This is a genomic window from Lysinibacillus sp. K60 (assembly GCF_019731275.1).
Lineage (GTDB): Bacteria > Bacillota > Bacilli > Bacillales_A > Planococcaceae > Lysinibacillus > Lysinibacillus capsici.
This window is the reverse complement of record NZ_JAASJR010000010.1, coordinates 39,245-66,024: the sequence shown is the minus strand read 5'-3', so window position 1 is coordinate 66,024 and position 26,780 is coordinate 39,245. Positions and strand designations below refer to the sequence as shown.

At 36.4% G+C, this 26,780-nt stretch carries 25 protein-coding genes; all 25 read left to right on the top strand.

What is annotated here, in order from left to right; translation table 11 throughout:
* The first annotated feature begins 96 nt into the window (after positions 1–96).
* A complete protein-coding gene (gene yfmF, locus HCH28_RS19435) occupies positions 97–1,368 on the top strand; it encodes an EF-P 5-aminopentanol modification-associated protein YfmF (RefSeq protein WP_221682734.1) in 1,272 nt (423 codons plus the stop codon).
* Positions 1,365–2,666: an EF-P 5-aminopentanol modification-associated protein YfmH gene (yfmH, locus tag HCH28_RS19430; protein ID WP_221682733.1), complete on the top strand. Its 1,302-nt coding sequence runs from the start codon at positions 1,365–1,367 to the stop codon at positions 2,664–2,666. Before yfmF ends, yfmH begins: the two co-directional genes overlap by 4 nt.
* On the top strand, positions 2,663–3,391 hold the full coding sequence (ymfI, locus tag HCH28_RS19425) for an elongation factor P 5-aminopentanone reductase (protein ID WP_221682732.1): 729 nt from the start codon (positions 2,663–2,665) through the stop codon (positions 3,389–3,391). Before yfmH ends, ymfI begins: the two co-directional genes overlap by 4 nt.
* Before the next feature lie 45 nt (positions 3,392–3,436).
* Positions 3,437–3,694, top strand: a complete 258-nt coding sequence (locus HCH28_RS19420) for a DUF3243 domain-containing protein (protein ID WP_004224939.1) — start codon at positions 3,437–3,439, stop codon at positions 3,692–3,694.
* A 216-nt stretch (positions 3,695–3,910) separates the two neighbouring features.
* Positions 3,911–4,696, top strand: coding sequence for a DUF3388 domain-containing protein (locus tag HCH28_RS19415; RefSeq protein WP_026023397.1), 786 nt, complete (start codon positions 3,911–3,913; stop codon positions 4,694–4,696).
* 16 nt (positions 4,697–4,712) lie between these two features.
* Positions 4,713–5,642 carry a helix-turn-helix domain-containing protein gene (locus HCH28_RS19410; RefSeq protein WP_175400707.1) on the top strand — a complete coding sequence of 310 codons (930 nt, stop codon included), beginning with the start codon at positions 4,713–4,715 and terminating at the stop codon, positions 5,640–5,642.
* A gap of 47 nt (positions 5,643–5,689) precedes the next feature.
* Positions 5,690–6,268 (top strand): CDP-diacylglycerol--glycerol-3-phosphate 3-phosphatidyltransferase, encoded by a 579-nt coding sequence (gene pgsA / locus HCH28_RS19405; RefSeq protein ID WP_004224936.1) that lies wholly within the window; start codon positions 5,690–5,692, stop codon positions 6,266–6,268.
* A gap of 17 nt (positions 6,269–6,285) precedes the next feature.
* A complete protein-coding gene (locus HCH28_RS19400) occupies positions 6,286–7,545 on the top strand; it encodes a competence/damage-inducible protein A (protein ID WP_054550950.1) in 1,260 nt (419 codons plus the stop codon).
* A gap of 161 nt (positions 7,546–7,706) precedes the next feature.
* Positions 7,707–8,771 (top strand): recombinase RecA, encoded by a 1,065-nt coding sequence (gene recA / locus HCH28_RS19395; protein WP_004224934.1) that lies wholly within the window; start codon positions 7,707–7,709, stop codon positions 8,769–8,771.
* A gap of 515 nt (positions 8,772–9,286) precedes the next feature.
* Positions 9,287–10,846 carry a ribonuclease Y gene (gene rny / locus HCH28_RS19390; RefSeq protein WP_004224930.1) on the top strand — a complete coding sequence of 520 codons (1,560 nt, stop codon included), beginning with the start codon at positions 9,287–9,289 and terminating at the stop codon, positions 10,844–10,846.
* A 228-nt stretch (positions 10,847–11,074) separates the two neighbouring features.
* The gene (locus HCH28_RS19385; protein ID WP_221682731.1) at positions 11,075–11,803 is read left to right on the top strand and encodes a YveK family protein; all 729 of its coding nucleotides are present in this window, start codon (positions 11,075–11,077) and stop codon (positions 11,801–11,803) included.
* The gene (locus tag HCH28_RS19380) at positions 11,803–12,504 is read left to right on the top strand and encodes a CpsD/CapB family tyrosine-protein kinase (protein WP_237497167.1); all 702 of its coding nucleotides are present in this window, start codon (positions 11,803–11,805) and stop codon (positions 12,502–12,504) included. Before HCH28_RS19385 ends, HCH28_RS19380 begins: the two co-directional genes overlap by 1 nt.
* Before the next feature lie 40 nt (positions 12,505–12,544).
* Positions 12,545–13,300, top strand: coding sequence for a tyrosine-protein phosphatase (locus HCH28_RS19375; protein ID WP_255601698.1), 756 nt, complete (start codon positions 12,545–12,547; stop codon positions 13,298–13,300).
* A 95-nt stretch (positions 13,301–13,395) separates the two neighbouring features.
* A complete protein-coding gene (locus HCH28_RS19370; RefSeq protein ID WP_221682729.1) occupies positions 13,396–14,514 on the top strand; it encodes a glycosyltransferase family 4 protein in 1,119 nt (372 codons plus the stop codon).
* 117 nt (positions 14,515–14,631) lie between these two features.
* Positions 14,632–15,813, top strand: a complete 1,182-nt coding sequence (locus tag HCH28_RS19365; protein WP_221682728.1) for a glycosyltransferase — start codon at positions 14,632–14,634, stop codon at positions 15,811–15,813.
* On the top strand, positions 15,810–17,156 hold the full coding sequence (locus HCH28_RS19360) for a hypothetical protein (protein WP_221682727.1): 1,347 nt from the start codon (positions 15,810–15,812) through the stop codon (positions 17,154–17,156). The genes HCH28_RS19365 and HCH28_RS19360 overlap by 4 nt, the downstream gene beginning before the upstream one ends.
* A gap of 5 nt (positions 17,157–17,161) precedes the next feature.
* Complete coding sequence (locus HCH28_RS19355) at positions 17,162–18,253, top strand: glycosyltransferase (RefSeq protein WP_221682726.1); 1,092 nt, start codon at positions 17,162–17,164, stop codon at positions 18,251–18,253.
* Complete coding sequence (locus tag HCH28_RS19350) at positions 18,243–19,754, top strand: lipopolysaccharide biosynthesis protein (RefSeq protein ID WP_221682725.1); 1,512 nt, start codon at positions 18,243–18,245, stop codon at positions 19,752–19,754. The genes HCH28_RS19355 and HCH28_RS19350 overlap by 11 nt, the downstream gene beginning before the upstream one ends.
* Positions 19,755–19,831: 77 nt before the next feature.
* Entirely contained in the window at positions 19,832–20,941 is a 1,110-nt protein-coding gene (locus tag HCH28_RS19345) for an acyltransferase family protein (protein WP_221682724.1), read from the top strand.
* Positions 20,942–21,077: 136 nt separating this feature from the next.
* Complete coding sequence (locus tag HCH28_RS19340; protein WP_221682723.1) at positions 21,078–21,875, top strand: TIGR00282 family metallophosphoesterase; 798 nt, start codon at positions 21,078–21,080, stop codon at positions 21,873–21,875.
* Positions 21,876–22,052: 177 nt separating this feature from the next.
* Positions 22,053–22,319 (top strand): stage V sporulation protein S, encoded by a 267-nt coding sequence (locus HCH28_RS19335; RefSeq protein ID WP_004224903.1) that lies wholly within the window; start codon positions 22,053–22,055, stop codon positions 22,317–22,319.
* Between the two features lie 263 nt (positions 22,320–22,582).
* The gene (locus HCH28_RS19330; RefSeq protein WP_221682722.1) at positions 22,583–24,322 is read left to right on the top strand and encodes a 2-oxoacid:acceptor oxidoreductase subunit alpha; all 1,740 of its coding nucleotides are present in this window, start codon (positions 22,583–22,585) and stop codon (positions 24,320–24,322) included.
* Positions 24,322–25,188 (top strand): 2-oxoacid:ferredoxin oxidoreductase subunit beta, encoded by an 867-nt coding sequence (locus HCH28_RS19325; RefSeq protein WP_004224896.1) that lies wholly within the window; start codon positions 24,322–24,324, stop codon positions 25,186–25,188. Before HCH28_RS19330 ends, HCH28_RS19325 begins: the two co-directional genes overlap by 1 nt.
* Before the next feature lie 154 nt (positions 25,189–25,342).
* A complete protein-coding gene (locus tag HCH28_RS19320) occupies positions 25,343–26,050 on the top strand; it encodes a lantibiotic protection ABC transporter ATP-binding protein (RefSeq protein WP_221682721.1) in 708 nt (235 codons plus the stop codon).
* Between the two features lies 1 nt (position 26,051).
* Entirely contained in the window at positions 26,052–26,780 is a 729-nt protein-coding gene (locus HCH28_RS19315) for a lantibiotic immunity ABC transporter MutE/EpiE family permease subunit (RefSeq protein ID WP_221682720.1), read from the top strand.

The window sequence follows — 26,780 nt, the reverse complement described above, 5'->3', positions numbered from 1 at the left end:
CCATACATACTTTGGATTCCTTTTGCAATTATAGACAATAGACATGTATAGTATGTGTAGTACATCGTTATATTAAGAAGGATAGGAGGGTTTCATATGTTTAAAACAATACCTTTTGCAAAAGGTGTCAATTTGCATATCCGACAAACGACCCAATTTAAAACCGTGAATTTTTCAATTAAATGGAGAAGAGCATTAACGGCTAAAAGTGCATCAGAGCGTACAGTGTTAACAAATGTACTGCAGCACAGTAATGCTAAATATAAGACAACTGCTGCTTTTCGAAGCTTTTTAGATGACTTGTATGGTACAGTTTTGTATTTTGATACATCGAAGCGTGGCAATGAGCATACAGTTCTTATGAATGTAGAGACTGTTAATGATCATTATCTAGCGAATACGAGTGTCTTAAACGAAGTCCTTGGTTTATTGCATACGGCTATTTTTGAGCCTAATCTAGAAAATGGTGTTTTTAAGGAATCCGTTGTTGAGCGTGAAAAAAAGACAGTTATTCAACGTATTGAATCTATTTTTGACGATAAATCTCGCTTTGCTCAATTCCGTCTACAACAAATCCTGAGACCAAATGAGCCAGCATCAATTTCAGCGAATGGTAGTGTCGAAGAAATTCAAAAGATTACCCCTTCCTCATTATTTGAGGCTTATCAATCGATGCTAGCTAACGACAAAATCGATATTTATGTAGCTGGAGACATTAATGAAGAGGAAATGGTTGCGAAATTAAAAAAAGCGCTACCATTTAAGGATCGTACTCCTGAGGAAGTTCCAGCAGTACTTCCTCAACAACATCCAGACAATGATTATGTAAGAGAGCAGCATGAAATGAAACAAGGTAAACTTCATATTGGCTTTAGCACACCTGTTAGATTTGGTGATGCAGATTTCTCTAAGATGCAAATTTTTAATGGCATTTTTGGTGGGTATCCACATGCTAAGCTGTTTATGAATGTTCGTGAAAAAGAGAGTCTTGCGTATTATGCTTCTAGTTCCTACGCTTCGCATTACGGACTTGTATTTGTTGTATCTGGTATTGAAGCTAAAAATGAAGAAAAAGCGCTATCTTTAATTAAAGAACAACTAGCCGTCATGCAGGCTGGGGACATTACAAATTTAGAGCTGGAACAAACAAAGGCTATGCTGACGAATCAGCTAAAAGAATCCTTAGATTCTGCTCGAGGACAAATTGAAATTTTTGATCAATATAAAGATTTACCTGAGGAATTTTCAGTTCAAGCCTGGGCAAATAAGTGGAAAGCTGTGACAAAAGAAGATGTTGTTGCAATGGCAAAGCAAGTGCAGCTTGAAGCGGTCTATTTCTTATGTGGAAAGGAGCAAGCCGCACAATGAAAACAATAGAATTTAAGCAATTAGATGAAACTCTTTATTATGAAAAGCTTGAAAATGGATTAGATGTATATATCTTGCCGAAAAAAGGTTTTTCTAAAACATTTGTTACATTTACAACGAAGTACGGTTCTATTGATCGCACTTTTGTACCCATAGGTCAAACAGAAAGCATTACGGTGCCGGATGGAATCGCTCACTTCTTAGAGCATAAAATGTTCGAAAAAGAAGATGGCGATGTCTTCCAAAAGTTCAGTGAGTATGGAGCTTCTGCTAACGCATTTACATCATTTACACGTACGGCATACCTATTCTCTTCAACTGATAATATTTACAAAAGTACCGAAACATTATTGAATTTTGTGCAAGAGCCTTACTTTACTGAAGCTACTGTCAATAAAGAAAAAGGAATTATTGGGCAAGAAATTACAATGTATGATGATCAACCAGACTGGCGTCTATACTTTGGCACAATCGAAAATATGTATCATCATCATCCTGTAAAAATTGATATCGCCGGTACAATTGAATCGATTGATGGCATTACAGCGGAGCACTTATATACGTGCTACAATACGTTTTATCATCCTTCAAATATGTTGTTATTTGTGATTGGTGCTGTTGAACCAGAAGAAATGATGACGTTTATTCGTGAGAATCAAGGTAAAAAAGAGTTCCCAGAACCAACACCAATTCAACGCTTCTTTGATATAGAACCAACAGAGGTAGCCATTAAAGAACGTACATTAAATATGGATGTTCAAAAACCAAAAATTTATGTAGGTTTAAAAGCGAAAGACACTAATTTATCAGGTCAGGACATGTTAAAGCATGAGTTGTCGGTTCAAATTGCACTTGAACTTATTTTTGGACGTACCTCTGATTTTTATGAACGTGTTTACGAGGAAGGTTTAATTGATGAGACATATGCTTTTGATTTTACCTTAGAAAATGGCTTTGGGTTTGCTATGATCGGATCAGATTCAGCAGAGCCTGATAAATTGGCAAAAACAATTATGGACGAATTAGCAAAATATGAAGGAAATAGTCAATTTGATCGTGCTGGTTTGGATCGTATAAAACGCAAAAAAATTGGTTTCTTCCTACGTGCACTAAATTCAATCGAGTTTATCGCAAACCAATTCACACGATATTCCTTTAATGACATGAATTTATTTGATGTAGTACCAGTACTTGAGACATTAACCGTGGAGGATTTACAAAAAGCATTTGCTTCTATCCAAGGTGAAACACAGCAAACGGTCTTTAAAATTCTGCCAAGTAAGCAGGATGCACAGTGAAAAAATTTGCCCTTGTTTTAGGTGCATCAGGTGATATCGGTCATGCCATTTGTCAAAGCTTAGCTGAGGACGGCTGGTCCATCTATGTACATTATTCAAACAATCAAAATGCGGCACAGAGATTATGTGAAATGCTTTCCGAACATTTCCCTGCACAAGAATTTATGCTTGTACAGGGGGATTTTTCAATCGTTAATGGAGCAGAATTAGTAGCCGCGCAAATTTTCAATGTGCAGGCTATTGTTTTTGCCAATGGACAAGCCCATTATTCATTGCTCGAAGATACAACAGTGGAAGATATGGATGCTTTATGGCGTGTTCATGTTCAAAATCCTATGAGACTAACAGCTTTACTTTCTGGAAAACTTCGCAAGCATGAAGTGAGCTATGTACTATTTATAGGCTCCATTTGGGGAGAGGCTGGCTCAGCGGGGGAGGCACTTTATGCAACTGTTAAGGGTGCGCAACATGCTTTTGTCAAATCCTATGCAAAAGAAGCGGCATTATCTCGGATTAGAGTAAATGCTATTGCTCCTGGCTTTATAAATACCTCAATGAACAGCCATCTAAATCAAGAAGAGCTTCAATACATTTTGGACGATATCCCACTAGGCTCCATTGGACAAACAAAGGATGTGGCTGAAATGGTACGTTTTTATTTGTCTGGTAAAGCTGATTATGTGACAGGACAAATCGTACGATTAAATGGAGGCTGGTACATATAATAATCTCTTTTGCACATACTACTTGTGTAAAGGAGGAGGAAGAATATGACCATTTTAGAAAACTGGCAAAAATGGACATCGTTTTTAGGACAAAACGTCATGCAAGCTGAATCAAGCGGTATGCCGAAGAAAATGATTCAAACGGCTGCTGTCCAAATTGGAGAATATTTGGCGACTAATGTCGATCCTAAAAACGAACAAGAGCGAGTGCTGTCGGATTTATGGGGCGTTGCCTCTGAAGATGAAAAACATGCATTAGCGAATTGTGTCATTAAGCTCGTACAAAATAAGCATGTGCAGTAAATAAAAGAGGAGAGCCAATCTCCTCTTTTTGCTATACTATAAACTTTTTATCTGTGAAAACGGGAACGTATGTAAGCCTATTTAACAGTCATCAAAAAAAATTAGTAAATAACGCTGTAATTCCATGTATTCTAACTTTCCATTACATAAAAAATCAGCTATGATGGAACTTATAAAGGATTTTTTACGTTAACTAATAGGAAGGGAACGAGTGTGTTGAGCGATTGGTACTTTGAATATGAAATTCAGGTGAATCGCCCTGGATTATTAGGAGATATTGCTTCACTTTTAGGGATGCTTCGTGTCAATATTATATCAATAAATGGTGTAGATGAGGATCGACGTGGTATGTTAGTGCATACAGACAATGATGAGGCAATTGAGCGTTTTCGTACAATTGTTTCGACAATGGAACATATTAACGTAACCAAATTTCGACAACCAAAACTTCGTGACCGTTTAGCCATTAGGCATGGTCGTTATATTCCTCGAGATGCAGATGAAAAAAACACATTCCATTTCGTAAGAGATGAACTAGGTATTTTAGTCGACTTTATGGCAGAACTTTTTAAAAAAGAGGGACATAAGCTGATTGGTATTCGTGGCATGCCACGTGTTGGAAAAACTGAATCCATAGTAGCCGCCAGTGTCTGTGCCAATAAAAAATGGATCTTTTTATCATCTACAATGATTAAGCAAACAGTTCGTAATAAGCTTGTGGGAGATGAATTTAGTCGGAACAATATTTTTATTCTAGATGGTATTGTGACTCGACGTTCATCCGATGAGAAACATTTGCAATTAGTGCGTGAAATGATGAATATGCCTTGTATCAAAGTTGTAGAGCATCCAGATATGTTTGTTCAGCATTCAGAATATAAAATAGAGGATTTTGATTATATTATTGAACTACGTCATCACACTGATGAAGAAATTACTTATGAAATAATGGAAAAAAATCATATGTCCGAATCCGATTCTTTTGGAGGATTTAATTTTTAATTTGATGTTAAAGTAGGTGTTATTAGTGGCAGAATTAGGGACTCGACTGAAAGAGGCGAGACTGTCTAAAGGCTACAGCTTAGACGATTTACAAGAAATAACGAAAATCCAAAAACGTTATTTAGTAGGAATTGAAGAGGGCAATTATTCCATTATGCCTGGTTCGTTTTATGTACGAGCTTTTATTAAACAATATGCAGAAGCTGTTGGTTTGGACGCGGAAGAAATCTTAGAGACATATAAAAATGAACTACCGAGCACTCCAAACGATCAAGTAAGTCAATCGATGACGAATAGCCCTAGCAGAAGAAAAGTAACGAAAGGCCCTTCGAATAAAATGATGGAGGCTATGCCCAAAATCATTGTTGCTTTATTTATTGTAGTGATTATTGTGGCTATATGGGTGCTATGGCAATCAAAAAACAGTCCAGGGACAAGCGAAGAAGTAAATCCAACTCCTGAGATTGAATATGACACAAATGTCAAGCCAATTGATAGTGAGAAGGATAAAAAAGAACAAGAAAATAAAGATGCACAGAAAAATGATAAAGAAGATACAAAAGCTACAGAAGAAACACCAACTGATGAAGATGACACGGATCAAACAGAAGAGATGAAGCAAACAATTTCCGCGGGTACTGTTGAAGCAGATGGAGCGACAACTTCTTATACGTTAACAGGGACAGATACAATGAAACTGAAAATTGAAATATCAGGCCCTACATTTGTTGGTATTCGCAATCAACAGCAACAAGAAATCTTAACAGATACGCGTGTCTATAATGCCGGGGAAGTAGTTGAATTTGACGCCTCAACACAAAACTATGTTCGTATTCGTCTCGGTAATTCAACGCAAGCTAAAATCTATATTAATGACGAACTTTTAACGTATGCACAACAAATTGTAACGCAAAATATCGTCATCAATTTCAATAAAGAACAGTAGTCATCCTATGATGACTACTTTCTTTCATCATGAAAGGTGTTAGAAAAATGAACATTCCAAATAAAATTACCATCTCTCGAATCTTGCTTATTCCATTCTTTGTCATTGTTATGATGTTTGATTTTGGCTGGGGAACATTATCACTTTTTGGTGCAGAGATGCCAATCCATCATTTTATAGGCGCACTTATTTTTATCTTTGCTTCAACAACCGATTGGGTGGATGGTTATTACGCACGTAAGTATAATCTTGTAACGACATTTGGGAAATTTTTAGATCCCTTAGCTGACAAGTTACTTGTCTCAGCAGCCTTTATTTTAATGGTCGAGCTTAAGATGGCACCTGCTTGGGTAATTATCATTATTATTAGTCGTGAATTTGCTGTAACGGGTTTACGTTTGATTTTGGCAGGTGGAGGAGAAGTGGTAGCTGCTAATCAGCTTGGTAAAATTAAAACTTGGGCACAAATTGTAGCGATTGCTGCCGCTCTTTTACACAATACAATCTTTACATTAGTTGGTATCCCATTTGATACAATCATGCTCTATGTTGCATTGTTCTTTACACTTTGGTCAGGGTGGGATTATTTCTATCTAAATCGACGTGTATTACTTGAGTCTAAATAAGAAAGGTCTTGGGGATCATGAATGCTGAAATTCTTGCGGTTGGCTCAGAACTATTATTAGGTCAAATTACGAATACAAATGCGAGATTTATCTCAAGCCAGCTATCCGAGCTTGGCATAAACGTTTTTTATCATACCGTGGTAGGCGATAATGCAAAGCGTTTAGAACAAGCTATCGAAGTGGCAGAGTCTCGTGCAGATCTCATTATTTTTTCGGGAGGACTCGGTCCAACAAAAGATGATTTAACGAAGGAAACGATTGCACGTCATCTTGGTGTTTCTCTTGAGTTTGATGAAGTAGCATTGACGTATATTGAGCAATTTTTTGCTAAACGAGGACGTCCAATGACGGAAAATAATCGTAAACAGGCATTAATTTTAGCTGGGAGTGAAGTATTAGCTAATCACCATGGAATGGCTCCAGGTATGATCTTCACAAAAAATGATCGTACTTATATTTTATTACCAGGACCTCCAAAAGAGTTAGAACCAATGTTTCAATTTGAGGCTAAACCTAAACTTGCTGCGATGCTTAATGATGGAGGGATCATTGCATCACATGTTATGCGATTTTATGGAATTGGTGAGGCTGAGCTTGAAGTACAAGTTCAAAATATTTTAGATGCACAAACCAATCCAACAGTTGCTCCACTTGCTTCTGATGGTGAGGTAACGTTACGCGTAACAGCTAAAGCAGCAACAGAGCAGCAAGCTGGGCAGCTTATTAAGGCAAAGGTTGCAGAAATCCAAGCCCTTGTTGGTGATTATCAATATGGTGTAGATGATGATTCCCTTGCCTCAAAAACGGTAGAAATGCTACTGGATAATGAGCTAACAATTGCGGCTGCAGAAAGTTTAACTGCTGGTTTATTTCAATCTGAGCTTGCGGAAATTCCTGGGGTAGGCAATGCGCTTATAGGAGGCGTTGTTACCTATGCAGCAGATGCGAAAGTAAAACAGCTAGGCATTTCACAAGAATTAATTGATACACATGGTGTTGTGAGTGCTGAATGCGCAGCGGCAATGGCAAGTGCTGTTCGTGAGAAATTTGCTACAAATATTGGGATTGGCCTTACAGGAGAAGCAGGTCCCACTGCGCATGATCATCAGCCAGTAGGTACGGTTTGGATTGGTATTGCCATAAATGATGAGGAGCCGCTTACATATTTACTTCATTTATCAGGCATGCGTAATACGAATCGACTCCGTGCGGTGAAATTTACATGCCATTATTTAATGCAGCTTTTAGAAGAACGTGGCTACACAAAACGTTATTAAAATAGAGTAAAACATAGGAATTTGGGTAGAGGAAAACTATCCAAATTTTTATTTTGAAGAAAAAACGAATAAATGTTCGCTTTTTTCTTGCGCGTATTCTCAAAAACAAGTATAGTAGAGATAGATAAAAACAGTGAACAGTTTTCGAAGGAGGAAAATGAATGAGTGATCGTAAAGCAGCCTTAGAACAGGCTCTAAAACAAATTGAGAAGAATTTTGGTAAAGGTTCCATCATGAAACTTGGTGAAAAAACTGATTTAGAAATTGCAACATCTTCAAGTGGGTCACTAGCACTTGATGCTGCATTAGGAGTGGGTGGATATCCACGTGGACGTATTATTGAAGTATACGGTCCCGAATCGTCTGGTAAAACAACAGTTGCTCTACATGCCATTGCTGAAGTACAGGCATCAGGTGGACAAGCAGCATTTATCGACGCGGAGCATGCATTAGATCCAATCTATGCACAAAAATTAGGTGTGAATATTGATGAGCTATTATTATCACAGCCCGACACAGGTGAGCAAGCACTTGAAATTGCAGAAGCATTAGTGCGTAGTGGAGCTATTGATATTATCGTTATTGACTCGGTTGCTGCCTTAGTGCCAAAAGCTGAAATTGAAGGGGATATGGGTGACTCTCATGTCGGCTTACAAGCTCGTCTAATGTCTCAAGCTTTACGTAAACTTTCAGGTGCGATTAATAAATCAAAAACGATTGCTATTTTCATTAACCAAATTCGTGAAAAAATTGGTGTCATGTTCGGTAATCCAGAAACAACACCAGGTGGACGTGCGCTTAAATTCTACAGCTCTGTCCGTTTAGAAGTGCGTCGTGCAGAAGCTATTAAGCAAGGTAATGATATTGTTGGTAACCGTACTAAAATTAAAATTGTAAAAAATAAAGTAGCACCACCTTTCCGTACAGCTGAAGTAGATATTATGTATGGAGAAGGGATTTCTAAAGAAGGCGAGACAGTCGATTTAGGCGTGGAATTAGACATTGTGCAAAAAAGCGGTTCTTGGTATGCATATGGCGATGAGCGCTTAGGTCAAGGACGAGAAAATGCTAAACAGTATTTAAAAGAAAATACTGCTGTCCTAGAAGACATAGCAAATAAAATCCGAGCTTCTTATGGTATTGCGGCTTCTTCTTATACAATTGCGGCCCATGATGATGAAGAAGAGATGGATGAAGAATTAATGTTACTTCTGGAAGAAGAATAATTAATGATTGCATTGTTCCCACTTTATTGAGGGGGCAATGCATTTTTTTGTCTATATTCTTAAATTTTTACACATAATAAGAGAGAGGCTATGTGTTTATTTCTTATGTACTGTTTTTTTATTAATTGTATTTAACATGAAAAAGTTTCTAGTGAAATAGTAATAGGGAAAAAATTCACTGAATGGATAGGACTTACTTTTTTTGGCTTAGATGGCGAACAGACGCCGGACTATCCTTGACAGAGCTTGAGGCTAGCTATACAATTAAATATGTATAATTTCTGAATTATGACTTTAAATAGGCAGTACATTTTATCCTCATTTAGCAAATGTTTTATAGTGAAATATCCTTTAAAATGGATGTCTAAACGCCTACTGGATGAAGATAATGCCTTTGGCCAATGAAACGGGTTTTGCATAAATTCTAACAAAACCTGGTGCATTTTAGCTAAGGCGACATAGATGTATGCGCCGACTGAAACTGTAATACCCAAATAGCAAGAGGAGGTGTTCATATGGATGGAATTACTATCATCTCCGCTTTGCTTGGACTCATCGTTGGTGCCGCTGTTAGCTATATCTACATGAAAAAAGTGAATGACTCAAAAATCACTGGTGCTAAACATGTCGCTGAAACAATCGTTGAAGAAGGAAAACGAGAAGCGGAGGCAATGAAGAAAGAAGCACTACTTGAAGCCAAAGATGAAACTCACAAATTTCGTACTGAAGCTGAAAATGACATTCGTGAACGTCGTTTAGAACTTCAAAAACAAGAGAACCGTTTATTGCAAAGAGAAGAGAATCTTGATCGCAAAGATGATGCTCTAAATAAGAGAGAAGCTGGCTTAGAGCGCAAAGAACAAGCTCTAGCTGAAAGACAACAGCATATTGAACAGATGGAGAGCAAAGTGGACGAGCTCATGGCATCACAAAAAACAGAGCTAGAACGTATTTCTGCTTTGACTAGGGATGAAGCTAAATCAATTATCCTCAATGAAGTAGAAAAAGAGTTATCAACTGATATTGCTGTGATGACGAAAGAAGCTGAAACACGTGCGAAAGAAGACTCAGATAAAAAAGCACGTGAAATTTTATCATTAGCACTACAACGCTTTGCTGCAGATCACGTAGCAGAAACAACTGTATCTGTTGTGAACTTGCCAAATGATGAAATGAAGGGACGTATTATTGGTCGTGAAGGCCGTAATATCCGTACATTGGAAACGTTAACAGGAATTGATTTAATTATTGATGATACGCCAGAAGCGGTTATATTATCAGGCTTTGATCCAATTCGCCGTGAAACAGCTCGACTTGCACTTGAAAAACTTGTACAGGATGGTCGTATTCACCCAGCTCGTATTGAGGAAATGGTGGAAAAAGCTCGACGTGAAGTGGATGAACAAATCCGCGAAACAGGTGAGCAAACTACATTTGAAATTGGTATTCATAACTTACATCCAGATTTAATGAAAATTTTAGGCCGCATGAAATATCGTACAAGCTATGGACAAAATGTTCTAAAACATTCAATTGAAGTCGCACATTTAGCAGGATTACTTGCTGCTGAACTTGGTGAAGATGTAGCATTGGCTCGGCGTGCAGGCTTATTACATGATATTGGAAAAGCAATCGATCATGAAGTTGAAGGAAGCCACGTTGAAATTGGTGTGGAATTAGCAACAAAGTATAAGGAACACCCAGTTGTCATTAATAGTATTGCTTCGCATCATGGTGATACTGAAGCAACATCTGTTATTGCGGTATTAGTCGCTGCAGCTGATGCATTATCAGCAGCTCGTCCAGGTGCACGTAGTGAAACACTTGAAAACTATATCCGCAGACTTGAAAAGTTAGAGGAAATTTCAGAAAGCTATGATGGCGTAGAAAAGTCTTATGCAATTCAAGCTGGACGTGAAATTCGTATTATTGTACAACCTGAAAAAATTGATGATTTAGCATCTCATCGTCTTGCGCGTGATATTCGCAAACGTATTGAGGAAGAACTCGATTACCCAGGTCATATTAAAGTAACAGTTATTCGCGAAACACGTGCTGTGGAATACGCGAAATAAATAATAAAATAATAGGCATCCCTTGACCAAGATCAGGGGATGCCTTTTTGTATGTGAAGAAAATTCGATGTGATCTACTGAGTAAGAATAAATGGATGATTCCAACAATATAGTATGGAATAAAGCATAGTGAACTAGCCTCAACATGAATACCCTTTTAAAAATTAATCAGCCTAGTTATACTCCATTTTTACAACTGGTTTATGTTTTGACAAGGAGTGAAGAGCTTTGAAAGAAACAATCACATTACAAGATATATTGAAAATAGTAAGAGAAAACTTTCTTTTTATCATAAGTTTTACACTTTTTGCAGCGTTGGTTACGGCCTTTATTAGCATTTTTGTGTTAAAACCTACCTATGAGGCAGAAACGCAAATTTTAGTTAATCAAAAAAATATAGAGCAACCACATTTAGGTGTACAACAGGTTGAAACAGATCTCCGACTTATTAATACGTATAACATTATCATAACAAGTTCTGCTATTTTATCTAAAGTTATAAATAAGCTAGATTTGGATGTCACACCTGAAGTTTTAATGGATCAAATTACTGTATCCAGTGCCAATAACTCACAAGTTGTCAATATTAATGTTGTAGACAAGCAAGCAGAGTTGGCTGTGGATATTGCCAATACAATAGCAGATGTGTTTCAAGAGGAGATTCAAGTTTTAATGACGGTTGATAATGTTAATATTTTGTCAGTTGCACAATTAGATAAGGAACCTGTACCGATTGCGCCAAATAAAACCCTTTATATAGTAGCAGCCTCGTTTATTGGTTTTGTTATAAGTGCTGCTCTCATAATCATAATAGAGAGCTTAGATACTACAATCAAGACGGAGCAAGATATCGAAGAGCTAGTAGGGCTACCAATTATTGGCTTGATTAGTCAAATTAGTGATGCTCACCATAAAAGCACTAGGGTAAAATCTCATAAAACGAGGAGAGGATCATAATGTTTTGGAAAAAAAAGAAAAAGAAGAAGTTAGTGAAAATGGCAAGAAAACTTGTGACGATTGCCAATGGCCATTCTTTTATTTCAGAACAATTTCGAACAATCCGAACAAATATTACTTTTTCAATGCCTGATAGAGAGATTAAAACAATATTAGTGACATCTGCAACACCAGGTGAAGGAAAGTCAACCAATGCAGCCAATATAGGAGTTGTTTTCGCACAAGAAGGAAAACGAGTCGTCATCGTAGATGCAGATTTGCGAAAACCAACAATGCATTATACGTTTCTATTGCAAAATGCTAGAGGACTATCAAATTTACTAACAAGGCATTTTACAATTTCCGAAGTCGTCAATAATACAGATATTGCTAATCTATATGTCTTGACAAGTGGGCCTATCCCCCCCAATCCAGCAGAGTTACTAGCTTCTACCTTAATGGGGAGTGTAATGGAGGAACTAAAGAAAGGGTTTGACATCATTATTTTTGATGCGCCACCACTGCTATCTGTAACAGATGCTCAAATTTTGTCCAATAAATGTGATGGTACATTATTAATTGTGAACAGTGGAGTTGCAGAAAATGAAAATGTGTTAAAAGCAAAGTCATACCTTGAAGCCTCAAAAGCAAATATTTTAGGCGTAGTATTAAATAACTATAAAATGCCACTCCATCAATATTATGAGCAATATTATCGTTAATTCAAGTATCTAGACAGGGAAGTGAAGTACAGTGATTGATATGCACAGTCATATATTATTTGATGTCGATGATGGTCCGAAAACGATTGAAGAGACACTTTGTTTATTTGAGCAGGCCGTTTTGGAGGGGATTTCAACGATTGTTTCCACTTCGCATGCTTTACATCCATTGTATAATGTCCCCTTTGATGTCGTGAATGAGCAAATTGTACAGTTGCAAATGACAATTGATCAACGTAACATGCCGTTAAAACTTTACACGGGACAAGAGGTACGCTTGGCAGGTAACATTCTAGAATTGTATGAAAAAAAACAAATACATACATTAGCAAATTCCAATTATTTGCTGTTGGAACTTCCCTCTAATCATATTCCCAAATTTACAAAGGATATCATTTACTCATTATTAACAGCAGGCATAACACCAATTATTGCACACCCAGAGCGAAATAGAGTCATTTCAGAAAATCCAAGTCATTTGGAACAAATTATACGCGAGGGGGCACTTGCACAAATTACATCAGGAAGTTTAGCAGGATTGTTTGGAAAAACCATCCAAAAACTTTCGCTAAATTTAGTGCGCTCGAATCTTATCCATACATATGGTTCGGATGTGCATAACTTAAGTACACGTCCTTTCTTATTTGAAAAGGGACTTAGATTTTTAGAAAAACAAAAAGATTTGGATATGGTAGATTTTTTGCTTGAAAATAACGAACGAATCATTAATAATCAGCCATTAATTGTATATGAACCAGATGATACTTTCACAAAAAAATGGTGGAAGTTTTTTTAAAATGGGAAAGCATCTTTAAGTTGTAAGGATATAAAAGGTAGCAAAAAGTAGCTGAAGTGCTAGAGACATTCAGTGTTTAAGGGGGGGCATATGGGATGCGAGTTGTTTTTATGAGGAGTAACCCTGTTTCTCCAGATCCAAGGGTTGAAAAGGAGGCACATTGTCTTGCAAAAAATAATTGGAATGTTCACATTTTAGCATGGGATAGAGATAAGAAATATAAAATAAAGGACCAACTGTTAGAAGGTGAACATGCAATTCGTATTACAAGGTTTGGTATTCCGGCAACATTTGGAGGAGGTTTGAAAAAGAACTTAGTTCCATTTATAAAATTTCAACTTAAACTTTTTCGATGGTTACTTCGCCATAAAAATACGTATGATATGATTCACGCTTGTGATTTTGATACAGCGCTAATAGGTACAATATGTGGGAAATTACTTCGTAAAAAAGTAATCTACGACGTATTTGATTCGTATACATCACCATTTTATGGACCAGAGAGTATTGGAAAGGTCATTACTAGTATAGATATACGTCTTATGAATAGTGTAGATGCAGTCATTATATGTACAGAAAAGCGCAAAGAACAGATTGCTAAAGCTTCACCTAAAAAAATAGAGGTCATTTATAATACTCCACGTTATATAGATTCAAATAATTGCTTAGATTTGAATCCGAAAAAAGTAAAAATAGTTTATGTAGGTATACTTACTGAAAATCGATTGATTAGTGAATTGGTTGAAGTAGTAAAGAATACACCAAGTTATGAGCTGCATATTGGCGGATTTGGTAAGTTAGCTGATACTTTGCTGCAAACTTCGAAAATGCATGACAATATCCACTTTTATGGTAAGTTACCCTATGAAAAAACAATAGAGTTAGAAAATAGTTGTGACATTATGACGGCTATTTATGATCCTACTATTTCTAACCATTATTATGCGGCACCCAATAAATTCTATGAAGCATTAATGCTTGGTAAGCCTTTGATTATGGTGAAAAATACGGGAATGTCAGAAGTAGTTGCAACAAATAATTTTGGAGAACTTATTGATTACAATAGAGAGAGTTTACAAAAAGGAATTGAGAATTTGGTAAAGCGTAGAAAAGAATGGCCAGAAATTTCTCGTGAAATGAAGGCACTGTACGAAGAAGGTTATAGCTGGGCGAAAATGGAGAAACGGATAACAGATTTATACAGTAATTTATAAAAGCTATGCGGAGCGTGAGCAGCAAAGGGAATGGCTCGTAGGGCTATCGATCCGTTTTTTATCCACAAACGTAAGAGCAAAATGAAAATTTACAGTAGTATTTTTAGGGGGACTAATATGAAAATATTATTTGTTGCACAAAATTTTCACATGGGTGGTATCCAAAAGGCGCTAATTAATATGTTAAAAGAAATATACCTCTACGAGAAATATGAGATAGATGTTTTCACATTTAGTGGAGGGGAATTAATGAACGATATTCCCTCCAATGTGAAGGTAAATACAGGGAACTTACTGTTACAACTAATTGCTACACCTTTTGCTGAAGTGAAAAAAAGAAATAACGTATGGCATATTATTTTACGTATTGTGTGTATGATAGTTGTTCGATTAATAGGTTCCCACAATTTCTATTCGATTCTTTTAAAAAAACATCGCAATAATTGTCATTATGATATTGCCATTTCTTATTTTAATGATGTACCCAATCAATATTTCAATAAAGGGACCAATTTATTTGTAGATCAATTTGTGATAGCAGATCGTAAGTTCGCATGGATTCATACAGATCCCATTAAAGCGAATTTTAATTATGAAGCTTGTGTCAAAACCTATAAAAATTTTGATCGATTGTTATGTGTTTCAGAAGCATGTAAGGAAAATTTAATAAATTTCCTTCCAGAATATCAACATAAAATTCAAGTGGTTTATAATTTTTTTCCAATCGAAGAGATTAAAGAACTGGCATGTCAATATACACCGTTTCTTAAATGCGAGTTGGATTTAATATCTGTTGGGCGAATTGAAAATAGTACAAAAAGGTTCGACCTGATTCCACATCTGTGTAAGTTGTTAAAGGAAGCTTCTATAAATAATTTTCGCTGGCGCATTTTAGGTGATGGACCAGATCTACTTTCGAATCAGCAATTAGCTTTGCAACTAGGTGTAGAGGATGTAGTTGAATTTGTAGGGGAAATGAAAAATCCCTATCCATTTATAAAATGTAGTGATGTATTCATTTTAACATCAGCCTACGAAGGCTATCCAATGGTCATAGGGGAGGCATTAATTGTACAAACGCCTGTTATTACAACAGACTTTGCCGCAGCAGGTGAACAAATTTGTCATGGTCATAACGGATTAATAACAGGCTTTAACATGAAAGACATCTTTCACGTCATTTCTAGTGTTATGAAAAATACAGAATTACTACACAATATGAAAAATTACATAGAAGAAAATCACTACACAAACGAAAAAGCTCAAGAGCAACTAGTATTGGAGTTTGATGCTACATGATAGTGGAATCTAAGAAATTTAGTGTGCTCATTTGTATAATTTCAAGTATCTTTGTCGTATTCAAAATATATACAGGTCAAAATCTATTTCTCTGGCTCTTCTTCCTTTTAACCAGTATAGCGATGCTGCTAGATAAGCAGCAGCATCGAATTGACTATTTATTGTTTTTTATTTCGTGGGTTTATGTCATTAAATTCGATATATCAGGATATTCATTACTTGTTGTACTTAGTTCTTTCTATATTTTGTTAAGTATTCTGACGCTCTTTTTACAAAAGCAAGGTATTTCAAAACGACTGTTATTCACCTATTTTTTATTTGCATTTTATACGGTGGCCGTAACGTTAGTTAGTGGTGGTAATCTTATTGCAGTTTTAGGCTTTGTGTTGAATTATAGTGTGCTCTTTTGTGCAATATTGACCCTCAATGATAAGGCATATTTCAGAAGGTATACGTATATCTATACATCGGGTTTACTAGCTGCTTCAATCGTGCGCTTGATCAGTTATTCCGTTCCAGAAATCGATCATTTTATAGAATCAATGACCATTGTGAATACAGTGAAGACAATGAACTCGATTAGTACAAGATTTACGGGTTTAGATTTAGATCCAAATTACTTTAGTTTGCAAATATTAATAGCTATGGCTTGTTTATTAGTGCTTTTTAATCTGGATGGAAAAAAGGAAAAAAAGTCAATTGTATTACTCGTGATATTAGCTTTTTTTGGCATACTGACATATTCCAAAATGTTTATTATTACATTAGTCGTTTTTATTATGATGACATTTATTGTCTTCATTAAAAATAATGTGAAGACAGCTATTAAATTTTCGTCTTTTATCGTGATTATTTGTGGGGTTGCTCTCTATTTTTTTTACGAGAAGTTATTTGAAATTTATTGGATTCGGTTTTTTGGGTCAGGAATATCGACAGATGCCATTACCACTGGTCGAGTGAGTAGTTGGGGCCTATTTATAAATGAAATCTTTCAAAACACGAAAGTATTTGTTTTGGGAGCAGGATTTGGCACAAGCTTTGCGAAGGTGAAAATGGCACATACAATGTACTTATCAACCCCTTATTATATAGGTTTAATTGGAGTGGCCTTGTCAGTATTATACATTTCTAGCCTCTATAAAGTACTTAGAGGGAATGTTGGAAGTATGAATACACCAGGCTTTCAAATCCTCTCAATTAACGCTATTCCTCTCTATATCGTATTAGTAGCGAATATAGGACTTGATTCATTTGTCATGGATTATTTTCCATATCATATTTTATTAATTATGTTTGCACTGACTATGAGTAAAAGTAAGGGAACTACTATGAATGAGAGGTGAGGTGAGTGCCATTTTTAAGCATTATTGTCCCCGTCTATAATACAGAACCTTACTTAAAAATGTGTCTTGATAGTATTTTGAGACAGGATTTCGTAGATTTTGAGTTGATATTAGTAAATGATGGCTCGACTGATAACTGCTCGGTAATCTGCGATGAATATGCCGAATCTGATACAAGAATTACCGTCATTCATAAAGCAAATAGTGGTGCTGTCAGTGCCCGTAAAGCAGGGCTAAGGGTCGCCAAAGGACAGTATGTTGGTTATGTAGATAGTGATGATTGGATAGAAGTTGATATGTATAAATCATTATGTAATACTGCACGTATTTTTGATGTAGATATTGTTATTTGTGACATTATAGAAAATTATCCACTCCAAGAAGTGAAGAGATCACAGCTTGTCGCGCCCGGTTTGTACAGGAAGGATAGGATGGAAAAAGAAGTATATCCGATTATGCTATATTCGGGCGAGTATTACCGTTTTGGATTATATCCATCTTTATCTAATAAAATATTTAAAAGAGACCTATTAGAGAAAAATCTATTTGATGTGGATGATCAAATTTGCATGGGGGACGATGCTGCTTGTACATATCCTAGCTTACTTGATGCAGAAAGTATTTATATATTAGAAAATCAGTATCTCTACCATTACCGTCAGCATTCTTCTTCCATGACAACTAGTTATGATCAGTTGTTTTTTAAAAAAATACTTGTGTTATATGAACATTTGAAAGCTTTAAAGTACAGGAAAGCAGACCAGGTTCCTAATTTTGCTGAACAACTTCAGTATTATTTTACTTATTTAGTGATGGCAGCGGTGAATAATGAATTGAATAGATTCAACCATAAGCGTTTACATGAAAAGCGTACCTTTATTAAGAAAATGTTGATTCATGAAGCGTTTCATGGATCGTTGCATGCGATTCGAGTGACAAATATGCCGCTCAAATTAAAGGTCTATACTTGGCTATTAAAGAAAAAACAAATTCTTTTACTTTTTATGTTGAATAGGCTTAATCGGCGGATCAGTGATTGCAAAGGTTTAATTCCTACTTTTACTAAAAGAAAAGGTGCTTATCAGCATGAGAACTAAGAGAGTAGTTTTAAATTTAATGTCTAATGTATTGCTACAAGTTGTTGCAGCGGTTATTAATTTCATTTTACCTCGACTATTTATGACAACATACGGCTCTGCTACAAACGGGCTTGTTTCGTCGATTAAGCAATTTTTAAGTTACTTAAAAATAGTAGAAGCTGGGGTTGGTAATGCATCTATAGTGGCACTTTATAAGCCACTAGCCAAGGGTGATAAAGACCAAATAAATGGAATTCTTTCAGCGACTAATCGTTTTTATAGACGCTCGGGTTATGTCTTTGTTGGATTAGTCGCCATTTTGTCCATTTGTTATCCGTTATTAGTAGGAGATGAAGTGAATACGCGTACGGCTCTTTACATGGTACTTATTTTGGGAATTAGTGGCGTGTGGGAGTATTTTTTTATAGGGAAATATTTAGTTCTACTGTCGGCAGATCAAAAAAGCTATGTTATTTTTCGCATTCAAACAATGTTGCTTTTTGCGAGTGCATTATTGTCAGTTACTTTAATAGCATTTGGTTTTTCCATCGTCATTGTTGTTGCTAGTTCAAGTGCCTTATTATTACTGGATGTTCTTTTTTTAAGGTTGTATGTTAAAAAGAAATATCCATATTTCGATTGTAAAAAACAAGCTAATACGTTAGCAATTAAAGACAAATGGGATGCTTTAATTCATCAAATTGCCTCGTTAGTGGTATTTAACACACCGTTTATTTTAATAACGATTTTTCTGGGCTTAACAGAAGTCAGTGTATTTACAGTTTATAGTATGGTGTTTAATGCAGTCACATTGTTTATATCTACTTTTTCAGGGGCGATATTAGCAGCTTTTGGCGACATTCTTGTCAAAGAGGATAAGGACGTTCTTCGAAAATATTTTCATCATTTTGAATATATTTTTTATGGCATCATTGCTTTTAGTTACACATGTACAGCTATTTTAATATTGCCATTTATAAGGATTTATACAGCAGGTATTGAAGATGCCAATTACATAAGGCCCTGGTTGGCAATATTGTTTGTCATTGTAGGAGTAGCGAACACAATTCGGATTCCTGCAAATACGTTAGTGAACGCTGCAGGACATTTTAGAGAGACGAAAAAGCGTGCCATTATGGAAGCATTAATTAACCTAGTAGTTTCTCTTGTTTTTGTACAGTATTTCGGCGCAGAAGGAATATTACTGGGAGGAATTTGTTCATACGGGTATCGTACTTATGATTTAATCATTTATTCTTCAAAAAAGATTTTACACAATTCACCTAAAGATACTGCCAAAAAAATTGTGCAAAATAGTATCTTTGCACTTACTGCAGCGACACCATTTATATTTTTTATCGAGCTCCATATTACATCTGCAGGTTCATGGCTTTTAGCCGCTATATGTATTTCCTTGTGGACGATGTTTATTTTATTAGTAGGTAATTTTATTATTGAGCCTCAAACAATGCGAGATATTTTGGTGCAATTAAAGCGAACAATTACCGATAGTAAATAATTTTATCCCTGCATTTAGTAAGGTAAGTAGCATAATTGAAAGGCAAATTGATTCCTTTGAAATGGCAGGTGAGGGTGATGAAGCGAGAAATCAAAGAAATATATTTACTACGATTCGTTGCTTGCTTAGGGATTGTGTTAATGCATAGTGTTACGTTGGCATTGAACATGAATGACATAGAAGAAGGTCCACTATTTGTAATCCTGACATCTATTCAGCTGATCTTTATGTTCGGGACCCCTCTTTTTATATTTATCTCAGAGTTTGTCATTGCCTATTCCTATTCAGATCGTTTGCCGAAAAAGTTTTATGTAAAACGTTATAAATATATGTTAACTCCATTTCTTTTTATTGGACTACTTGATGCCGTCCTTAAATCAATCGAATCGCCTTCTATTGAATTTGCCAAAAAACTACTATTAAATTATTTGGAAGGTGATTTTCATGGTTATTTTATCGTGATCATTTTTCAGTTTTATATCATTCATCCATTTTTTGTGAAATTTATTGCCTCAAGATACCCTGCCTATAAAGTAATAATGACTGCTTTTATCATTAATTTTGGTTACTTAGCCTTTTTTAATTTTTTGGATCCATTTAAGTATTTTCCTGATTTAGCGTATACTAGTTTACAATGGGATTTTTTTAATAAGATGCCATTTCCTGCGTGGATTGCTTATTTTGCAGTAGCTTATTACTGTGGAAAAAATTATGATAATTTTCTATCGTGGTTACAGCGTTTTCGTTTTCTGTTACTAGCAGTATTACTAATCACAGTAAGTCTTTTGCTAACCACTCAATTATCAGGTATTATTACGGAAGTTCATTCAAAGAGAATAGACGTTATCCTTTATACATTCAGTGTAGCTTTTCTGTTATTTTTCATCGCGAGTAACAGAAGAAAAATGCCGAAATTTATCATTTTTATTAGTCGTTATTCCTTCGGTATATATTTATTACATCCCCTAGTTAATAGCCTACTTAAAAATTTTTTAACGAATTTTATCGAAACATTAAGTGTATTTTCTGTCATTGCCATTTCATTTATTGTCAGTCTCAGTTGCTCCATTTGTATAACATATATAATGAGTAAATGGAAATTCGGCGCTTTTTTTATAGGGCAACTCAATACCAATGGGGCCTCATCTAATAAAAAAGATGCACAATTTCCCATCCAGCAATCCTAGATAAACCGGTGCTAATCAATAAGATAATAGTATTTAAACGTGTAAATTGAGTAAGGCTTGCGTTTTTACTTTGCGATTGCCAAAGCAAAGATGGTAAACTAAAAGATGTTATTTAGAGAAAGTGTGGTCTTGCATAATGAAAGTTCTATTTATTGGTGATATTGTTGGTTCAATTGGTCGAGATGCGGTGGAAAAATATTTACCTCGCTTAAAAAAGAAGTATAATCCAGATGTTGTGATTGCAAATGGGGAAAATGCTGCGGCAGGACGAGGGATTACTCGTAATGTTTATAATAGCTTGCTACAAATGGGTGTAGATGTTATTACAATGGGTAATCATACATGGGATAATAAAGATATTTTTGATTTTATTGATGACGCGGATTACTTAATCCGTCCGGCAAACTTTTCAAGTGAAGCACCTGGTAAAGGTATGGTCCAGATTTCTAAAAAGGGTGTGACATTATCTGTCATTAATTTACATGGTCGCGTATTTTTACCACCACATGAGGATCCATTTGCAATGGCAGATCAATTGATTGCAGAGGCTCGACAAATATCTCCACTTGTCTTCGTGGATTTTCATGCTGAAGCGACTAGTGAAAAAATCGCCCTTGGTTGGCATTTAGATGGAAAGGCTTCAGCGGTTGTTGGGACACATACACATGTGCAAACAGCAGATGCAAGAATTTACCCGCAAGGTACAGCTTATATCACGGATGTTGGTATGACAGGGCCGTATGATGAAATTTTAGGTATGACGAAGGAAAGTGTCATCTATAAATTCCAAACAAACATGCCATCTCGTTTTGAAGTTCCGAAAAAAGGGCGAGAGGTTTTAAGTGGTTTCTTTGTAGAGATGGACGATCGAACAGGAAAGGCTATTGCCTGTGAACGCATTTATATAAATGAAGACTATCCATTTCAAGGGTAGATAAGTCGAAGAATGTTTTTTTACGTTTCTTTTACGGGGATATAGGTTTCTTTGTCAAACTAGTCTATTTCCGTTTTGCGGAGCATAAAATGTGCTACGGACAATAACTTGAGGTCCAAAAAGGGGGACATGAGTTGTTGAGCGTAAACACTATTCGCGAAACGGGGAGGAATAATTGTGGATTCATTAAAAGTATCATCACGCTCTAATCCAAATTCAGTTGCAGGTGCATTAGTCGCGGTAATCAGAGAAAAAGGGCAGGCAGAAATGCAAGCAGTTGGGGCAGGTGCACTTAACCAAGCCGTGAAAGCAGTGGCCATCGCACGCGGATTTGTAGCGCCAAGTGGCACAGATTTAATTTGCGCGCCGGCGTTTGCCGATATTTTGATTGCTGGAGAAGAACGAACAGCATTAAAGCTGTTAGTGGAAAAACGTATTCGATAAAAAAGTAATGAAGTAAAATGCTCTGTCACATACTATTGTGGCGGAGCATTTTTTCGTTTTCCTGTTTTACATATGATAGATGTCACTTGAAATAGGGGCGTGATTTTGCTTAGATTTGAAAATTACAACTTTATGAACAGGATTTTCAGTCAAAGGTCTGATTTTCGCCTAAATCGTGGAGAAACAATAGTCCAGACGGTTTCTTCGTGTTAAACTTATGAAGGAAAAATAATAGTACACATTGGATTTAAGGAGTTGTTGACATGTTACATCAGCTTTCATGGAAAGTCGGTGGGCAACAGGGTGAAGGGATTGAGAGTACAGGTGAGATTTTCTCAATGGCAATGAATCGTCTAGGTTATTTCCTATACGGTTATCGTCACTTCTCTTCTCGAATTAAAGGTGGCCATACGAATAATAAAATTACAGTTCGTCCAACAGAAGTACGTTCAATTGCGGATGATTTAGATATTTTAGTGGCATTCGATCAAGAAACAATTGATGTCAATTATAAAGAGCTTACAGAAAAGGGTATTATTTTAGCCGATGCAAAATTTGATCCTGTTAAACCAGAGGATTCAAAAGCACCATTATTTGCAGTACCGTTCACAGAAGTAGCAGCAGAGCTTGGTACTTCGTTAATGAAAAACATGGTGGCTATCGGAGCAACTGCGTCATTGCTAAATCTAGAAGATGCAGTATTCCAAAATGTTGTCGATGATATTTTTGGTAAAAAGGGCGAAGAAGTCGTTCAAAAAAATATGGAAGCCATTACACGTGGTCGTCAAATTATGAATGAGCTTTTAGTTGATCGTATAGGCGAATGGGAGCTTGCACCTGCGGATGGAAAACGTCGTATGTTTATGATTGGGAACGACGCAATAGCACTTGGCGCAATAGCTGCTGGGACACGCTTTATGGCAGCATACCCAATTACACCTGCTTCTGAAATCATGGAATACTTGATTAAAAAATTACCGAAATTCGGTGGTACGGTAATCCAAACGGAAGATGAGATTGCAGCAGCAACAATGGCTATTGGCGCTAACTTTGGTGGCGTACGTTCCTTTACCGCTTCAGCTGGTCCTGGTCTTTCATTGATGATGGAAGCAATCGGTCTTTCAGGTATGACAGAGCAACCTTTAGTAGTAGTGGATACACAACGTGGAGGCCCTTCAACTGGGTTACCAACTAAGCAAGAACAATCTGACTTGATGGCTATGCTTTACGGTACACATGGAGAAATTCCTAAGGTAGTCATTGCACCTTCTACAATGGAGGAAGCTTTCTTTGATACGATCCAAGCATTTAACATTGCAGAGGAATTACAATTACCAGTAATCTTAATGACAGATCTACAATTATCTTTAGGAAAACAATCTGTAGAGCCATTTGATTATAATAAAATTGAAATTCGTCGCGGTAAAATTGTGATGGATGATCTTGAGGAAGCGGCAGATAAAGCCTACTTCAAGCGCTATGAAGATACAGAAGATGGGATTTCACCTCGTGTATTACCGGGTACATTACATGGTATTCACCACGTTACAGGTGTTGAACATGATGAAACAGGGAAGCCATCTGAGGCAACGGGTAATCGCCAAACTCAAATGGATAAACGCTTCCGTAAATTAGAGAGTTTGAAATTTGATAACCCAGTCTTTGTCAATGCACCACATGAGGAAGCCGATATTTTATTAGTAGGCTTTAACTCAACAAGAGGTGCTATTGAAGAAGTGCAAGAGCGACTGAATGCGCAAGGAATGAAAGTGAATCATGCACATATTCGATTAATTCACCCATTCCCATCTGCAGAAATAGCACCTCTTGTTGCACAAGCGAAAAAGGTGATCGTTGTAGAAAATAACTATACAGGTCAATTAGCTAATATTATGAAGATGAATGTTGGTGGTCACGATAAAATCGTGACAATCACTAAATATAACGGTACACCATTCTTGCCAGGTGAATTAGAAAATCGTGTGAAGGAGTTGACTCGCTAATGGCAACATTTAAGGATTTTCGTAATACAGTGAAACCAAACTGGTGCCCAGGCTGTGGAGACTTCTCAGTACAAGCAGCTATCCAACGTGCTGCTGCAAATGTCGGCATTGAACCAAATGAACTTGCTGTCATTTCAGGAATTGGTTGTTCAGGTCGAATTTCAGGATATATCAATTCTTATGGATTCCATGGTATTCATGGCCGTGCACTTCCGATTGCACAGGGATTGAAAATGGCTAATCGTGATTTACATGTTATCGCTTCTGGTGGTGATGGTGATGGATTTGCTATTGGTATGGGGCATACAATTCATGCCATCCGCCGTAATATTGATATAACTTATATTGTAATGGATAACCAAATTTATGGTTTAACAAAAGGTCAAACATCTCCACGTTCAGCTGCTGGATTTATTACAAAATCTACACCAGGTGGAGCGATTGAGCCATCATTGAAACCATTAGAGGTAGCGTTAACAAGTGGTGCAACATTTGTGGCACAGGGCTTCTCTACAGATATTAAAGAATTAACAGCACTAATTGAAGCTGGTATTAACCATAAAGGTTTCTCATTTATCAATGTCTTTTCACCTTGTGTAACGTATAACAAAGTGAACACATATGATTGGTTTAAAGAAAATTTAACAAAATTAGCAGATGTTGAAGGTTATGATCACTCAGATCGTGGTATGGCAATGCGTACAGTGATGGAACACGAGGGCTTAGTAACAGGCATTATTTATCATGATACTGAAACAACGTCGTATCAAGAAAAAGTACCTGGCTACTCTGAGTTACCATTAACAGATATCGATATCAAAATGAGCGAAAATGATTTTAATGATTTAGTAAAAGAATTTATGTAAATTTGATAGGGTCGAAGCATTTGGAATGAAGTCATTCCAAATGCTTTTTTTATGCTTTAGTAATCGATCGCAAGTAAGTAATTGTTATGGAATCCTTATAAAATCCTTATATTTATTTTTTACACTAAGGTCATCGAAAGGATGATGACTAATTATGAAAGATTTGATGTTGAAAACAAACAATCTGAATAAAGCGTTTAAAGGACAAAACATTGTAGATAATTTATCGTTAGAAATTAAACGTAATTCAGTTTATGGCTTACTTGGACCTAACGGAGCGGGAAAATCTACAACCTTAAAGATGATAACGGGCATGCTACGACCTAATGCTGGAGATATCATTTTTAATGGACATCTATGGTCACGAAAAGATTTGCAGGATATCGGGGTCTTAATTGAAACACCACCCTTGTACGATAATTTAACAGCTAAAGAGAATCTAAAAGTTCGAACGATAGCGTTAGGCATACCACAAAGTCGGATTGACGAAGTATTGGAGATTGTAGATTTAACGAATACGGGGAAAAAACGAGCAGGTCAGTTTTCTTTAGGGATGAAGCAACGATTAGGTATAGCAATTGCGCTGTTAAACAAACCGAAACTGTTAATTTTAGATGAGCCGACAAATGGTTTGGATCCAATCGGTATACAAGAGCTTCGTAAGCTCATTCGCTCCTTTCCAGAACAAGGTATCACTGTTATATTGTCTAGTCATATTTTGCCTGAGGTAGAACAAGTCGTGGATGATATTGGCATTATTGCTGGTGGCAAGCTTGGCTATCAGGGACCAGCTCCACAAGGTCATGAATTAGAGTCACTCTTCATGCAGGTTGTCACTGCCAACAGAAAGGCAGGTCATTAGTATGTTAGCCATCATGAAAGCAGAACAATTAAAATGGAAGCGAACTTTTATTCCCAAACTACTTTGGCTTACGCCACTTATAACCTTACTTATAGGCGCTGTACTTATGGGAGGGGAGTATTTTCAAACAGGAGCTTATAACTGGTGGTATACGATGCTTCTGCCAGGTGCACTGACGATTTGCTGTGCCTTAGTGATCGAAAAAGATAAGAAGTTGAAATACCATAGTATACTTGCACTACCACTTGGCCTCAAAAAGGTTTGGTTGGGAAAAATACTTTCATCAGGTGTATGGCTTTTCATTATCACTAGTATGTTCTTTGGAGGAATTACAGTAGGGGGCTGGCTATTTGGTCATAGCTTACCAATAACAAGCAGCTTATTAAGTTCTCTAGTTATTTTCGTAACGTTTTTGTGGCAAATTCCTTTATGTCTTTTTTTGGCAGCTAAATTAGGAACCTATTTGGCTATTTTGCTCAATGTAGTTGCCAATATCGTAGGGATTGTAGTATTTGCTGATGGAGAGCTATGGTATTGCTATCCTTTTGCAATTGGTGCACGTCTATTATGCTCAACTCTCGGTATATTACCAAATGGTCTACCAGTACCTGAGGGTAGTTCTTTACTCAATAACGATGTTATATTTCCTGGATTATTGATAACGATCACTTGGTTTATCATAATCACTTCACTCACGACAAAGTGGTTTCAAAAAAGGGAGGCCAAATAG